Source organism: Fructobacillus pseudoficulneus (assembly GCF_900108455.1).
Lineage (GTDB): Bacteria > Bacillota > Bacilli > Lactobacillales > Lactobacillaceae > Fructobacillus > Fructobacillus pseudoficulneus.
In genome coordinates this window covers 44,048-59,248 of record NZ_FNWS01000005.1, presented here as the reverse complement: position 1 = coordinate 59,248, position 15,201 = coordinate 44,048, and the positions used below count along the sequence as shown (strand labels likewise).

Genomic DNA, 15,201 nt, shown 5'->3' with positions numbered 1-15,201 from the left:
GAAATGAAAGATTGTTGAAATTATGGAAGAAACAAAACACGTAAAACCGATTTATGACTTACACGAGCGGCCACCATTTTTGCCGCTGGTTGGTCTGTCACTACAGCACCTCTTTTCGATGTTTGGTGCTACAATCTTGGTGCCAATTTTAGTTGGCTTAAATCCGGGGGTGGCGCTCTTTTCATCAGGAGTGGGAACCCTGATTCACTTACTGACAACGAAGGGGAAGGTTCCAGCCTACATGGGCTCGTCTTTTGCCTTTATCATTCCTATGACTTCATTGTTGAAAACCTTTGGTTACTCAGCTGTTGGTCAAGGAGTCGTCGCGGTTGGGGTGGTCTACCTCATCATTGCCATCATCGTCTCTCAAATTGGTTCCGCTTGGATCGACAAAATTTTCCCACCAGAGGTTGTGGGGCCGGTCATTTTGGTGATTGGTTTGTCATTAGCCGCAACGGCGGCCCAATCGGCTACCCAATTAAACGGTCACTATGATACGAAGATTTTCTTGGTGGCGGGGGCGACTTTGCTGGTGACTATCTTTAGCAACATGTACCTGGGTGGCTTTTTAGGATTGATTCCGGTTTTGATTGGAATTGTCGTGGGTTACTTGTTGGCTTTGGCTTTTGGCTTGGTTGACTTGGCACCGGTAGCCTCGGCCCACTGGTTTGCCTTACCAAAGTTTGATTTTCTCTTTTCACAGGCTAACGGTCACGCAACGCAGTTTTATCCAATCGCGATTTTGACCATGGCACCCCTGGTTTTGGTAACATTATCCGAACACCTGGGTCACTTGTTGGTTTTGTCAAAGATTACTGGTCAAGACTTCTTTAAGGAACCCGGCTTGAATAAAACCTTGGCGGGTGATGGTTTAGCTTCCGTTGCGGCTGGTTTGCTCGGGGGACCGGCTGTGACTTCTTACGGTGAAAATATCGGCGTGATGCAGTTATCACGAGTTTACTCCGTTTGGGTCATTGGTGGCGCAGCTGTTTTGGCAGTTGTCTTCTCTTTTATTGGTAAATTATCGGCCTTAATTGGAACGGTACCCGGTGCTGTCACCGGTGGTGTTGGTTTGATGCTTTATGGGGTAATCGCTGCCGCGGGGTTGCAAGTCATCGTTGATAACCATGTCGATTACGGTCAGAAAAGAAATTTGATGATTGCCGGACCAGTGATGGTTGTGGGGATTGGGAACTTCCATTTGGCACTTAGTTCACAAGTGGACTTCTCTGGCGTGGCTTTAGCAACCGTTTTGGGAATTGTATTAAATTTGGTCTTACCAAAGCAGGCGAAATCGGATGCATAAGGACGGGATTTGGCTGAGTTTTTCAACATTTTTTTCATATTGTTGTTTATTTTAAACAAGGCAAAAATAAATGAAAAAATGTTGTGAATTTGAAACAAAGTCGCTTGTATTTGCTCCATTTCACGAGTATTATTGGGGGTATATTTTGAGGAATGCGCCCAACGCCTTGCATCAAAATAAGTTCTATAGAAAGGAGAAAAATGATGGATGAACCGACATCAACCTTTTCTTTCTTGGGTTTGACGTTTAATTGGACGACAATCATTTCGACGTTGATTGCGATGTCAATCGTAGTCCTAATTGCGGTTTTGTTAACCCGGAAAGTCGCCATTCGTCCAAGTAAGGGGCAAAATGCCATCGAATATGTCTTAGACTTTGTTCGTGGTATCTTAGGTGATCAATTACCGGCTAATTTAGCCCGGCAGTTTGGTTTATATGCCTTTACCCTTTTCTTGTTCTTGATTGTGGCAAACGAAATGGGCCTACTCTTACAAGTTAAGATGGGTAATGGTGTGACTTATGTGAAGTCGCCAACTGCCGACCCACTCTTTGCCTTCACGTTGGCGATTATGTCGTTGATGCTTGCCCATGGAACTGGGGTGAAAGCACTTGGTTTTGGTGGTTATCTAAAGAACATGTTCTTTAAACCCTATGTTGCCATGTTCCCATTGAATGTTGTCGAGCAGTTTACGAACTTCTTGACGCTTGCTTTGCGGCTCTTTGGAAACATCTTTGCCGGTGAGTTAATGCTCAACTTGCTTGCAAGCTTAGCATGGGGAACCCACTTGAATGGCTTTTGGATTATCCTGGCCTTCCCATTGGAAATTGCATGGCAGGCATTTTCACTCTTAATCGGTGGTATTCAAGCCTACGTCTTTGTCATGTTGACTGGTGTCTTTACGGCTCAGTTATCTGGTAACGAGTAGGAAAACAACTTGGTCTAACAAAGCGTTAGGCCGTCGCGCGGGAGCGCTATCATCCAAACCCTAAAGAAAAAACGCGAAGCGTTTTAGCACTAAAGGAGAATTATAATGGATTTACACAACTTAGGCGTAATCGCAGCCGGGATTGCCTTCGCGGGATCTGCTATCGGTGGTGGTATCGGAGTCGGTGTGATGTACTCACAATTCCTAGCTGGAATGTCTCGTCAACCTGAATTGGCAAACAAGCTTTTGTCACGTGCCTTCTTGGGATTGGCCTTGGCCGAAGCCACACCAATCATCGTTTTGGGTATGGCGTTCACACTTATCAACAAGTAAAAACAATCCCTGAGGGAGGAATGAAATGATGGTTCCAACACTATCAATGTCAAAGGCAATGCCTTTAGGCGATATGGTCTTTATTATCGTCGCTTTCCTTACTCTGATGGTTATCTTGAAGTACGTTGCATACGGCCCATTAACGAAGGCTTTGGATGCACGTGCGGATAAAATTAACAACGATTTGGATAGTGCCCAAAAGGCAAACGAAGATGCAACAGCATTGGTTGCACAACGTGAACAAGAATTGGCTGCTGGTAAAGACCAGGCTAGCCAAGTGATTAGCAACGCCAAGAAGTCAGCTAAGGACCAATCCGAAGCACTTTTGAAGACTGCTAACGACCAAGCCTTGAGCTTGAAGAAGGTAGCCGAGGCAGATGCTGATCAATTGAAAAGTGAAGCGTTGGCAACAGCTAAGAAGGATGTTGCGGACCTTTCCGTAACAATCGCTTCCAAATTGATGCAAAAGAACTTATCTGCAGATGACCAACGGTCTTTGATTGATGCCTACTTGGCAGAACTAGACCAGCAGTAAGGAGGGTGTATGGCGAAGCAAAAAGAAAAAATTGTTAACCAATACGCTCAAGCAATCTTGGCCTACGCGGACGAGCATGATGACTTTACAGACATCGCAGCTGACTTGCAGGTCGTTCGTTCAGTGGTCAACGCTGAACCTGAATTGACCGCTTTGTTGATGGCTCAGACAATTTCTGAAGTTGAACAAAATGGGTTAGTTGATGCACTGACAAAAGGTGCAAATAATGCAGTGGTGAATTTGGTGAAGGTTCTTTTGGCTCACCATCACTTCTCATTTTTGCCAGATGTCGTTGAACGATTTTTTGACCTTTACCAGCAAAGCCGCGGCATTGAAGCTGTGACGATTACGACAGCTGTCGCTGTTGATGATGATCAAAAAGACCGTTTGAAGAACGCTTTTCAAAAGAAGAGTGGTGCAAAAGAAGTCCAACCTACCTTTGAAGTCGACCAAGACATCATTGGTGGCGTAGTGATGCAATCTAAGTCAGTATTAATTGACGGCTCATTGCAGAAAAAGATTGCCAAAATGCGGGCAGAATTACTAGGTTAGTGAGGAAAAGAAATGGCGATTCAAGCTGAAGAAATTTCTGCTTTGATTAAGCAGCAGCTCGAAAAGTTCGACACAAAGCTAACTGTTGAAGAAATTGGAACCGTTACTTATATCGGAGATGGTGTTGCGCGAGCTACTGGCTTGGCTAACGCTTTGTCTGGTGAATTGGTCGAATTTGAAAACGGCGAATTCGGTATGGTCCAAAACTTGGAAGAAAGTGAAGTTGGAATTATCGTTTTGGGTAGTTCTGATGGAATTCGCCAAGGTGAAACAGTTAATCGGACTGGACACATCATGGAAGTGCCAGTTGGTGAAGAATTGATTGGGCGTGTCGTCAACGCTTTGGGACAACCCATTGACGGATTAGGCGACTTGAAAACTACTAAGACACGACCAGTGGAAGTGAAGGCTCCTGGAGTTATGGAACGTAAGTCCGTTTCAGAACCTTTGCAAACTGGAATCAAGGCCATCGATGCCTTGGTTCCAATTGGACGTGGACAACGTGAATTGATCATTGGTGATCGTAAGACTGGAAAGACTTCAATCGCCATTGATACAATCTTGAACCAAAAAGATCAAGATATGATCGTTGTTTATGTTGCCATTGGACAAAAGGATTCAACTGTTCGTGAACAAGTTGAAACTTTGAAGAAGATGGGCGCAATGGATTACACCATTGTTGTTAACGCTGGTCCATCTGAAGCTGCCGCTTTGTTGTACTTGGCTCCTTATGCCGGTGCAGCCATGGGTGAAGAATTCATGTACAACGGTAAGCACGTCTTGATTGTCTTTGATGACTTGTCAAAGCAAGCAACGGCATACCGTGAGATATCTTTGATCTTGCGTCGTCCGCCTGGTCGTGAAGCCTACCCTGGGGATGTCTTCTACTTGCACTCACGTTTGCTTGAACGTGCAGCCAAGTTGTCAGACGAACTCGGTGGTGGGTCAATGACGGCTTTGCCAATCATTGAAACACAAGCGGGAGATGTTTCCGCTTATATCCCAACCAACGTAATTTCGATTACTGATGGACAGATTTTCTTGGATTCCGACTCATTCTATGCCGGAATTCGTCCAGCCATTGATGCCGGAACTTCTGTTTCTCGTGTTGGAGGGGACGCCCAGATTAAGGCAATGAAGAAGGTTTCTGGTACTTTGCGTTTGGACTTAGCTTCCTTCCGTGAATTGGAATCCTTCGCTCAGTTCGGTTCAGATTTGGATGCGGCAACGCAAGCTAAGTTGAATCGTGGTAAGCGCACTGTTGAAATCTTGAAGCAGCCATTGCATGCGCCAATGTCCGTTCAACACCAAGTCTTTGTTCTGTACGCTTTGACGCACGGATTCTTAGATGATGTAGCAATCGAAGATTTGCAACGTTTCCAAGAAGAATTTGTTTCATACTTGGATGCAAGCCAAAAGGCTTTGTTGGACGAAATCGTGCAAACAAAGGCTTTGCCAGATGAATCTAAGATGGATGCTGCAGTGAAGAGCTTTAAGGATGGCTTTGCTGGCTCTGTTGATCAATAAAAGGAGGCAACATGGCTTCTTTACAAGATATTAAGCGCCGGATTAGCTCAACAAAGAACACACGGCAGATTACCTCAGCGATGCAATTGGTTTCAACTGCTAAGCTGAGCAAAATCCAAAATTCATCAAACGGTTATCATGAATATGCTAACCGTTTGAAGGCAGTCGTTGGCCACCTAATCGAGGCCCACGTGCTGGATAACGTGGATTCCGCTCACTTGCCAATGGTTGCTAAGCGACCAATCAAGAAGACGGGGATTTTGATTGTAACTTCTGACCGTGGTTTGGTTGGGTCTTATAACGCCAACATCATCAAGGAAACCAATGCCTTGATGGAAAAGCACAACTTAAACAAAGATAATACTGTGATTCTTGCAATCGGTGGGAACGGTGCTGACTTTTATAAGCAGCGCGGCTTCTCCATTGCTTTGGAACACCGCGGTATTTCCGATGTCCCAACCTTTAATGAAATTCGCCAGTTGTTAAAGACAGTGATTTCATTGTATGAAGCGGAAGCGTTTGACTCACTCCACTTGGTTTACAACCACTTTGTGAACCGTTTGGAATCTGATCAACGAAACACGCAATTGCTACCATTGACGAAGGAAGCATTGGCTGACTCAGATGACAGCCATGAAGAAGTCGCTTCGGATTTCCAAATCCAAGCAGCTTACGATTCAGAACCTGACTCAACTGCTGTTTTGAATGTGGTTTTGCCACAATACATCCAATCTTTGGTTTTTGAAGCCGTTTTGGATGCCAAAACTGCAGAGCATGCCGCTTCATCAACGGCGATGTCATCGGCAACCGATTCAGCCGACGATTTGATTGCCACCCTCGATTTGCAATATAACCGAGCACGTCAGGCACAAATCACGACAGAAATCACCGAAATTACCGGTGGTTTGGTTGCTTTGGAATAAGTGAGAACAGCGTCTTTACTAACTTTGCTTAGTAAACGTTTAAATTTGAAAGGAAACAACGATGACTACTGGAAAAGTCGTACAAGTGATCGGTCCAGTTGTTGATGTTGCCTTTGAAGAAGGGCAAGTTGTTCCTGAAATCAACAACGCTTTGTTGGTTGATTTGGGATCTGACAAAACATTAACGGTTGAAGTTTCTTTGGCATTGGGAAACGGAGTTGTCCGAACGATTGCCATGGATTCAACCGATGGATTGCAACGCGGCATGGCCGTGACCGATACCGGTAAGCCCATTGAAGTCCCTGTTGGGGAAGCTACTTTGGGTCGAGTTTTCAACGTCTTGGGTGAACCAGTGGATAATGCAGGTGCTGTCGACGCTTCAGTTGAACGCCACCCTATTCACCGTACCGCCCCTGAATTTGATGAACTTGCAACATCAACGGAAATTTTGGAAACAGGAATCAAGGTTATTGATTTGCTGGCACCATATATCCGTGGTGGAAAGATTGGGCTCTTCGGTGGAGCCGGTGTTGGAAAGACAGTTCTGATTCAAGAATTGATTCACAACATCGCCCAAGGGCACAATGGTATTTCTGTCTTTACTGGAGTTGGGGAACGTACCCGTGAAGGTAATGACATGTACCACGAAATGAAGGAATCAGGCGTTTTGAAGCAAACTGCTATGGTTTATGGTCAAATGAACGAACCTCCTGGTGCACGTATGCGTGTTGCTTTGACTGGTTTGACAATGGCCGAATCATTCCGTGATAACGAAGGTAAGGACGTTTTGCTCTTTATCGATAACATCTATCGTTTCACGCAAGCCGGATCTGAAGTTTCAGCCCTTTTGGGTCGTATTCCTTCAGCCGTTGGTTACCAACCAACTTTGGCTTCTGAAATGGGACGTTTGCAGGAACGAATCACTTCTACTAAGAAGGGTGCCGTTACCTCAATTCAAGCCGTTTATGTGCCAGCCGATGATTATACTGATCCGGCTCCTGCAACGACTTTCGCCCACTTGGATGCAACGACTAACTTGGAGCGTTCATTGACGCAACAAGGTATCTATCCTGCCGTTGATCCTTTGGCATCAACTTCTTCAGCCTTGGACCCACAAGTTGTTGGTCAAGACCACTATGAAGTTGCTACTGAAGTGCAACGGACATTGCAACGCTATCGCGAATTGCAAGATATCATTGCCATCTTGGGTATGGATGAATTGTCAGACGAAGAGAAGGTTACTGTTAACCGTGCTCGTCGAATCCAATTCTTCTTGTCACAACCATTCTCAGTTGCGGAAACCTTTACTGGTGTGAAGGGTGAATATGTTCCTGTTTCAGAAACTGTTCGCTCATTCAAGGAAATCTTGGACGGTAAGTATGATACTTTGCCAGAAGATGCCTTCCGTAACGTCGGTGCTATCGAACAAGTGGTTGATAAGGCCAAGACGATGGCCCAATAAGGGGGTAATCCATGGCTGATGAAGAAACAAGCCAACGTGGGATCACGGTTAAAATCGTGACACCCGAAGGCCTAGTCTACGACCAAAATCAAGCTGAAATCGCTGTGATTAACACACAGGGAGGACAACTTGGAATTATGGCTGGCCACGAACCAATTATGGCCGCCATGGCCATTGATGAATTGCTCGTCAAAAAAGACGGGGAAGAAAAGTCCCTTGCCGTTAACGGTGGGGTAGCGGAATTTTCAAACAATCTGTTAACAGTGATTGCTGACAGTGCTGAAATTGCCGATAACATTGATGTGAATCGTGCCGAAAATGCTAAGCAACGCGCGCAAGAACGCCTTGCTCATGCACAAGAGGTTAAGAACCAACATGAAATGGATATGGCCCGTGTCGCCTTGATGCGTGCGGTCAACCGAATCCATGTTGCTTCGATTCGCTCAGGTCATTAAGATCAAAAAGAGGAGTTAGGTTAGCCTAACTCCTTTTTCTTATCACTATTTTAAGAAACTTAAGGTGTAAAAAGGGTTAAGATAGGGTCAATAGCAGTCTTGGGCGTTTTTAATTGAAAAGGGTCTGAGGCTGAAAATAGAAAGGAGTAGAACATGAACGTCAAAAAACAGTTACTGATTGCAGCTGGTTTGGCTGGATCCGTTGTTGCTGGGCAACAAGCGGCAAACGCCGACCAGGTACAAAAGCACACTGTTGCAGCTGGTGAAACGCTATCAGCTTTAGCCAGTCGTTTTAATACGACTGTGGCTCAGCTGGCCAAGGACAATCAAATTCAAAACGTTGATCAAATTTATCAAGGTCAAGAATTGATTATCGGAGTTGCCAATAACAATCAGCAAGCCTCAGGTCAGACGACGCAAACTGCAACACAATCAGGTAATTACCGTGTACAAAGTGGTGACACTTTGTGGTCATTATCTAAAAAATTTGGGGTTAGTGTTGACCAATTAGCTCAGCAAAACAACATTAAGGATGCCAACCAAATTTTTGTTGGGCAATCCTTACAGTTGACTGGTGCTAGCCAAACAACTGCCCAACCTGCCGAAAGCCAAGCTAGTTCACAGGCAGCGACGCAGAGTCAAGCACCTGCCTCACAAGCTGCCACTAGCCAAGCGTCGGCTTCACAAAGCCAGGCAGCTACTAGTCAAGCACCAGCTTCACAGGCTCCCGCTTCGCAGGCGGCTACTCAGGTTCAAAGTACAGCTGCATCACAGTCTGTCCAGACTACTAACCTTGATTATGATCAAGCAGAGCAACAAGCTTTGCAGACAATCATTATGAAAGAGTCTGGCGGCAATGTGAATGCCCGTAATGGAATCTACTTTGGAATTGGTCAATTGTCTCCTACTTTGCGAGCTCGTTATGGTGGTAACTCAACCGATTACCAAGACCAGTTGCAAGCTATGAAGGCTTACATCCAAGATCGTTACGGTTCCGCCCAGGCTGCCTTGGCCCATCACTTGCAATACAATTGGTATTAAATTTTTTTTGATTTTGCTATTGACGGCAGCACCCAGTCTTGCTATACTAATATAGTTGTTTGAGCGAGAGTTCTTGCAACAACTGACCATGGCTCGTTGGTCAAGTGGCTAAGACGCTGCCCTTTCACGGCGGAATCGAGAGTTCGATTCTCTCACGAGCTACTAAAAAGGTCGCAACTTCGGTTGCGGCTTTTTTGTTGGCCAAAAATAAAAAAAGCCGGTCATTTGACCGGCTTGTTCACCATTTTTAATCTTCTGGTTGGGCTAATTTGTTGACTGGTGGGTTAAATTCACGCATTGCCTCCGCCAAGTGAACGAGGCTAGTGATTAAGCGTTGGTTAGGCGCTGGAACACCATTCTTTTCAGCTAAATCAGCCAAATAGCCGTTGATGTAGTCGACCTCAGTTGGGCGTCCCTTAACGAAGTCCTGGTACATTGAAGGGAAGTGCAAAGGGTTACCGACACGAGAAACGTAGTCGACCTGTTCAAGCATTTCTTTTTCCGTCTCGATTAGTTCGATTCCTGCAGCCTTGGTGCCAGCATAAACCTCGGCAACCAAAGGGGCGGCAATCTTTGAGACGAAATCTTTGTATTGAATCAAATGACCCATCCGCGCTTGGAACATCGTCGCAATTGAGTTTTCAACGGAATTAAAGGCCACCTTCGTTAACAGTGTTCCCATGAAGTTTTCTGAGTAAGAAGGATTTAGGCCTGCTGCTTGGAAATCCTTTTGGACTTGATCCATTACAGCGGATGGCTTTTCGGTCAAATTAGCGTAAACAGAGCTAGTCTCACCGATAAAGTCAACGTCACCAAAGTTATTCAAGATGGTTGCAATCATGGCCGTTCCACCGATGATATGCTCGTCATCAAAGTAGGCTTGCAACTTTTCGATGTGGCCCATTCCGTTCATTGCACCCAAGGCCGTTTGATGGTCTTTGAACTTAGGGGCCAGACGAGTCAAGGCGTCTGCCAATTGCATCTGCTTGACAAAGAAAATCCAAACATCGGGATCACCCTCATATTCTTCAGGTGAAAAGACTTTAACCTTGATTGGTGTTTTGTCCTGATGATCAACAGAACGGTAAACAACATCATTTTGTGCATGAATGATATCAACTGAAGCCTGGGTTGGCTCGACAAAGTCAACATCAAGACCTGCTTCTTCTTGCAGCAACAAGCCATAACGCAACCCCATCGCACCGGCTCCAACAACAGCATATTTCATATCGTTCTCCTCCTTGATGAAAATAAACTCATCTTTTTCTCATAATATACCAATAATTTAAGAATCCTGCAAGTTAATCTTGATTTCGCTATAATAGAGAAGTTAATACTAGAAAGAGATTGAGACATGGAAAAAGAAATTTACTTAACGGGCGATCGCCCAACAGGAAAACTACATATTGGCCACTACATTGGTTCATTGAAGAACCGAGTGGCGATGCAAAATTCGGGTGAATTTGACCCCTATATTATGATTGCAGATACCCAAGCTTTCACTGACAATGCACGCGATCCAGAAAAAATTCGGCGTTCATTGACTGAAGTGGCCTTGGATTATTTGGCTGTAGGATTAGACCCAAAGAAGTCAACAATCTTTGTTCAATCTCAGATCCCTGGTTTGGCTGAGTTAACCATGTATTACATGAACTTGGTTTCTTTGGGCCGGCTGGAACGAAACCCAACGGTTAAGGCTGAAATCCAGCAAAAGGGCTTTGGCGAGGGAATTCCGGCAGGATTTTTAACTTACCCAGTTTCTGAAGCCGCTGATATTACGATTTTTAAGGCGAAGAAAGTGCCAGCCGGTGATGATCAAAAGCCAATGATTGAACAGACCCGAGAATTAGTTCGGTCATTTAATAACGCCTACCAAAAGGACGTCTTTGTTGAACCAGAAGGGGTTTATCCTCCAAAGGGGCAGGGCCGCTTGCCTGGAATTGATGGCAATGCTAAGATGTCAAAATCGTTAAACAATGGAATTTTCCTGTCAGACGATGCGGATACATTGGCCAAAAAGGTAAAGTCAATGTATACGGACCCAACTCATATTCGGGTAGAAGATCCAGGTCACGTAGAAGGCAATGTTGTCTTTACGTATTTGGACATTTTTGACCCTAATCAGGCACGGGTTCAATCGTTAAAGGAACAATATCAAGTGGGTGGTTTGGGTGACATGAAGCTCAAGAAACACTTGTTAGACGTGATGGAAGCTGAGTTGGCACCGATTCGAGAACGTCGAATCGAATATGCTAAGGACATGGATCAAGTGATGGCCATGTTAAAGGATGGGTCAGAGAAGGCTAACCGCCGCGCCGAAGCAACCATGCAGGAAGTTCGCGCCGCAATGGGTATTAATTACTTTGGCTAATAGTTCGTTAGCTTTGCTTTTTATTTGAAGTTATTTTAAACTGCTTATGAGTATCAGTCAGTTGTGTTTTTGAAAGGAATCACCTTGTTAATTTCTCCGATGAAAAAAAGACCGCTACGGGTCACAATCATGTTTCTCACATTTTTAATTCTATCTGCCATGTTGCGCTTTAATAGCTCAATTTTGGAAGTAGTTGACATGGTGGTGGCGATTTTTACCCAAACAGTGGCACAACACCTCTTATTTTTGGCAATTCCAGCCGATATCGTGGGGAATCTCCGGTTTGTTTGGTTGGCGATTATCATTTGGGCCTTTTTTCTTCGTAGTATGGGTTATAAAGTCGGTTCTTGGTGGTCAATTGCGACGGCGACAGCGTTGTTTTTGGGGATGCTAGTTTGGTCGGCTGTGGTCTTTTTGAACTGGCGTCAGGGCTGGGTGTTTAACCAAACGATGCCAGAGCTATCCCTAACATTGTGGGTTTTTTTGCTGTTTCAGGTGCAAAACATTCTCATTCAACGGTTACGGGTTGCTAACTGGGTGAAAAAAACAATTGCTGGTTTTTACATCATTACCTGGGTCATTGTGGCCGGCAATAAGATTGTCGGCATTGACCTGTCTTTCACAACTGCCTGGGCTTCAACCCTTTTGGGCTATGTCTTCTTCCGATTTGCGGCAGCGCTTTATTTGCGCAATGCTAAAAGTTGGTTAGTTATATTTGCTGTTGACGGTAAAATTTAACTGTGCTAAGATGACGTTAACAAACAAAGAGGTTGCAACCAAGATCAGTAACACTTGTGAATCTAGCCAAGGTGTCGAGTAAGTGAGAAAGGTGCGGTTGCCGAAAGAATGAGTAGTGGCTCTAATCATTCTTGGGACAGTGAGGAATACTTGCTGGACTGTCGTTTTTAACGGTGCGCTTTGCTAATCATTGCTATCATTATTGAACGAATTTACCGCCTGTTTTTGTTTTGTGACAAAAACAGGTTTTTTATTGTTTGAAATATCAATAAAGGAGTCATGCAAATGACTGAACAGAATGAAAATTCCATTCAACAAGAATTAAAGACGCGACACGTGTCGATGATTGCCTTGGGTGGTTCAATTGGAACAGGGCTATTTTTAGCTTCTGGTGCAACAGTATCAACGGCCGGACCAATGGGGGCCATTACGGCATACCTGGTAATGGGTGTGATGGTTTACTTCCTGATGACCTCCCTTGGTGAAATGGCAACCTACATGCCAACCACCGGTTCGTTTTCAGAATATGGTAACCGCTTTATCGAACCGGCCATGGGTTTTGCCCTTGGATGGAATTACTGGTTTAACTGGGCGATTACAATCGCGGCGGAAGTTTCTGCAGTTGGTTTGGTGGCGCAATTCTGGTTGCCCCACGTTCCAGCCTGGATTTTTTCAGCGATTGTCTTGGCATTAATCTTCTTGATTAATTTGTTCTCTGTTTCAACCTTTGGTGAAGCGGAATTTTGGATGTCAACCATCAAGGTTGTCACGATTATCTTCTTCTTGGTAATCGGTGTTTTGACCATTTTCGGTGTGATTCATTCACAGGAAAATGTTCTTCGTAACTTGTCTGTTGGAAACCATGGTTATGTTGGTGGCTTCCAGGGTGTCTTGTCAGTGTTCTTAGTTGCTGGTTTCTCTTTCCAAGGAACGGAAATGGTTGGAATCACGGCTGGTGAAGCTAAAGATCCATCTAAGTCAGTGCCAAAGGCAATTAACTCAGTCTTTTGGCGAATCCTGTTGTTCTATATCGGTGCCATCTTTGTGATCTCAGCTTTGGTATACTACAAGGATCCAAATTTGTTGTCAGCTGCTAACAACAACGACATCACGGTTTCACCATTTACCATTGTCTTCAAGAATGCTGGAATTGCCTTTGCTGCTTCATTGATGAATGCGGTTATCTTGACTTCAATCATCTCAGCGGCTAACTCAGCTACTTATGCCGCTAACCGTACTTTGTACGCCTTGGCCAAGAAGGGGCAGGCACCAAAGGTATTCTCTAAGTTGTCAAAGTTTGGTGTTCCTTGGGCATCACTCTTGTTGACAGTCTTTGTTGGAATGTTTGCCTTTTTGTCAGACATTAAGGGTGGAAGTGAAGCCTATACTTGGTTGGTTGCCGCCTCAGGATTGTCAGGATTTATTGCTTGGCTTGGAATTGCCTTTGCTCACCTCCGTTTCCGTCGGGCTTACGTCCGTCAGGGAAAGGATTTGAACAAGTTGGTTTACAAGGCTCGCTGGTTCCCATTTGGACCAATTTTGGCCATCGTCTTGTCAATTGTCGTTATCGTTTTGCAAGACCCAACTTCCTTCATTCACTTTGATTGGGAAAAGATTGCCATGACTTATTTGTCAGTGCCAATCGTCGTTATTCCATACATTGTTTATAAGATTGTTAAGAAGTCAAAGTTGATTCCATTGGATCAAGTTGACCTTGATTCAAAGGTTATTGAATAAAATAAAAAAACAGTCACAAGTGTGACTGTTTTTTATTTGCTAGCAGAAAGGTCGAGCATTGAATGTGAAAAAAGATAGACGAAGCGTTCGGCGAAGACGTCGGGCACTTCGGGTTTTTCTTTTGTCAGCCAGATGCTCAAGGTTGCCATCACCTGGCTAATTAACAAAGTCGATAGGGTGGTTGATGACAGACCGTGCTGATTACCGGCAGCGTTGTCAAAGTATGGCGCAAGAAGTTTGACATAACGCTGGTTCAAGTAGGGGGCCCAACTTGGGTCGGAAACTTCTGAATAAAAGATCCCTAAGAATTCGTGCTTTTCATAAAGGGCGGGAATCACCGTTTTGGCAAAGAAGTTCATTAACTCATGAAAATGGAAGCCTTCTTGTTGGTCAACAAAGCCTTTGATTAATTGATAGGGTTTGTTATCCACGTAGTAATGGAGCGATTGGGTCAGCTCCGGGATATTTTGAAAGTGATTTTTGAAAATTGCCTGGCGGGATACTCCTAATTTTTCAGCAATTTTTGCTAGAGAAATATCTTTTTTGGCTTTCGGCACAGCGGGCGACTTGAAGATAAGCGTAAAAAATACGTTCAGTTGTCAGGGGGCTCGAATTTTCCATGGCAATCCTTTCAATTCTAAATTGTAAGCTGATTCTAGTATAGCATTAAAATAAAAGTTTGTTAATAAAATTACTAACTAGCGTTAATGGTTAACAGCGGTTAACCAAAAAACGTTGATTTACGAGGGCAAATCCGGTTAAAATGTAATAGTTGTGACATAATTTCATCTTTTTTAATGTAGCAAAGAAGGAGAGACTTTGCGAAAAAGGGTGATACTGTTCTTTTGATGTTCGATGGATTGCTTCTTTAATCCGCTTAGGTGGGAGAAAAGAGGACCAAATGATGACAAATCGGCTGGTCCTTTTGTAATGGAAGTGGATTAGTCAAGTAGCTTAATGTAATGAATGCACAGTACATAATAAATAATTGCAGTAGAAATGGTCACAACAAACATTTTTCAAGCAAGGGATTGATCGGTGAGAGAGCGGTTAACCCTTGCTTTTTTTGTTAAAAGCCTGTAGAATAATACTCAGTAACACTGTAAATAAATATGGCAGTTGGTGATCTCTTGTCCACCAAAGCTCTTATATCAGGCAACGTCCGCTGTTGACTAAAACAACGTGGCTTGCTTTTTTTGTGTCTTCTTGGAGGGCAAAAGGGCTGGATTTAGCAAAATGTAATCAAATTGTAATATTTAATTTGCGCAAACAGTGAATAACAGATGAGGTGATAC

At 44.2% G+C, this 15,201-nt stretch carries 15 protein-coding genes, 1 tRNA gene and 1 riboswitch; of the genes, 14 read left to right on the top strand and 2 right to left on the bottom strand.

Annotation, left to right across the window (positions count from 1 at the left end; genetic code table 11):
- The first annotated feature begins 22 nt into the window (after window positions 1-22).
- From BLW39_RS05160 to BLW39_RS05110, 11 genes are all read left to right on the top strand, one after another.
- A complete protein-coding gene (locus BLW39_RS05160; RefSeq protein ID WP_059378958.1) occupies window positions 23-1,306 on the top strand; it encodes a solute carrier family 23 protein in 1,284 nt (427 codons plus the stop codon).
- A gap of 203 nt (window positions 1,307-1,509) precedes the next feature.
- Window positions 1,510-2,232: a F0F1 ATP synthase subunit A gene (gene atpB / locus BLW39_RS05155; protein WP_059378962.1), complete on the top strand. Its 723-nt coding sequence runs from the start codon at window positions 1,510-1,512 to the stop codon at window positions 2,230-2,232.
- 105 nt (window positions 2,233-2,337) lie between these two features.
- On the top strand, window positions 2,338-2,565 hold the full coding sequence (gene atpE, locus BLW39_RS05150; protein ID WP_047975171.1) for an ATP synthase F0 subunit C: 228 nt from the start codon (window positions 2,338-2,340) through the stop codon (window positions 2,563-2,565).
- 28 nt (window positions 2,566-2,593) lie between these two features.
- Window positions 2,594-3,100, top strand: a complete 507-nt coding sequence (gene atpF, locus BLW39_RS05145) for a F0F1 ATP synthase subunit B (RefSeq protein WP_114666325.1) — start codon at window positions 2,594-2,596, stop codon at window positions 3,098-3,100.
- A 9-nt stretch (window positions 3,101-3,109) separates the two neighbouring features.
- Entirely contained in the window at window positions 3,110-3,652 is a 543-nt protein-coding gene (gene atpH, locus BLW39_RS05140) for an ATP synthase F1 subunit delta (RefSeq protein WP_059378966.1), read from the top strand.
- A 12-nt stretch (window positions 3,653-3,664) separates the two neighbouring features.
- On the top strand, window positions 3,665-5,179 hold the full coding sequence (atpA, locus tag BLW39_RS05135; RefSeq protein WP_059378970.1) for a F0F1 ATP synthase subunit alpha: 1,515 nt from the start codon (window positions 3,665-3,667) through the stop codon (window positions 5,177-5,179).
- 11 nt (window positions 5,180-5,190) lie between these two features.
- Window positions 5,191-6,102 carry a F0F1 ATP synthase subunit gamma gene (locus BLW39_RS05130; RefSeq protein WP_059378976.1) on the top strand — a complete coding sequence of 304 codons (912 nt, stop codon included), beginning with the start codon at window positions 5,191-5,193 and terminating at the stop codon, window positions 6,100-6,102.
- A gap of 61 nt (window positions 6,103-6,163) precedes the next feature.
- Window positions 6,164-7,564: a F0F1 ATP synthase subunit beta gene (atpD, locus tag BLW39_RS05125; RefSeq protein WP_059378982.1), complete on the top strand. Its 1,401-nt coding sequence runs from the start codon at window positions 6,164-6,166 to the stop codon at window positions 7,562-7,564.
- 11 nt (window positions 7,565-7,575) lie between these two features.
- Entirely contained in the window at window positions 7,576-8,019 is a 444-nt protein-coding gene (locus BLW39_RS05120; protein ID WP_059378988.1) for a F0F1 ATP synthase subunit epsilon, read from the top strand.
- Between the two features lie 153 nt (window positions 8,020-8,172).
- A complete protein-coding gene (locus BLW39_RS05115; protein WP_059378992.1) occupies window positions 8,173-9,060 on the top strand; it encodes a LysM peptidoglycan-binding domain-containing protein in 888 nt (295 codons plus the stop codon).
- A 90-nt stretch (window positions 9,061-9,150) separates the two neighbouring features.
- Window positions 9,151-9,222, top strand: a tRNA-Glu gene (locus BLW39_RS05110).
- Between the two features lie 85 nt (window positions 9,223-9,307).
- Here BLW39_RS05110 and BLW39_RS05105 read toward each other — a convergent pair.
- Window positions 9,308-10,288 carry a ketopantoate reductase family protein gene (locus BLW39_RS05105; protein WP_059378996.1) on the bottom strand — a complete coding sequence of 327 codons (981 nt, stop codon included), beginning with the start codon at window positions 10,286-10,288 and terminating at the stop codon, window positions 9,308-9,310.
- Window positions 10,289-10,414: 126 nt separating this feature from the next.
- Here BLW39_RS05105 and trpS point away from each other — a divergent pair, with 126 nt between their 5' ends.
- The 3 genes from trpS (at window position 10,415) to BLW39_RS05090 (ending at window position 13,906) form a co-directional block, all read left to right on the top strand.
- Window positions 10,415-11,431: a tryptophan--tRNA ligase gene (trpS, locus tag BLW39_RS05100; RefSeq protein ID WP_059378997.1), complete on the top strand. Its 1,017-nt coding sequence runs from the start codon at window positions 10,415-10,417 to the stop codon at window positions 11,429-11,431.
- 129 nt (window positions 11,432-11,560) lie between these two features.
- On the top strand, window positions 11,561-12,169 hold the full coding sequence (locus BLW39_RS05095) for a hypothetical protein (protein ID WP_143404255.1): 609 nt from the start codon (window positions 11,561-11,563) through the stop codon (window positions 12,167-12,169).
- An 18-nt stretch (window positions 12,170-12,187) separates the two neighbouring features.
- A riboswitch (Lysine riboswitch) is annotated at window positions 12,188-12,358 on the top strand.
- Between the two features lie 96 nt (window positions 12,359-12,454).
- On the top strand, window positions 12,455-13,906 hold the full coding sequence (locus BLW39_RS05090; protein ID WP_059378999.1) for an amino acid permease: 1,452 nt from the start codon (window positions 12,455-12,457) through the stop codon (window positions 13,904-13,906).
- A gap of 32 nt (window positions 13,907-13,938) precedes the next feature.
- On the opposite strand, the gene BLW39_RS05085 is transcribed toward BLW39_RS05090, so the two are convergent.
- Window positions 13,939-14,463 carry a hypothetical protein gene (locus BLW39_RS05085; RefSeq protein ID WP_059379001.1) on the bottom strand — a complete coding sequence of 175 codons (525 nt, stop codon included), beginning with the start codon at window positions 14,461-14,463 and terminating at the stop codon, window positions 13,939-13,941.
- Window positions 14,464-15,201: the final 738 nt, after the last annotated feature.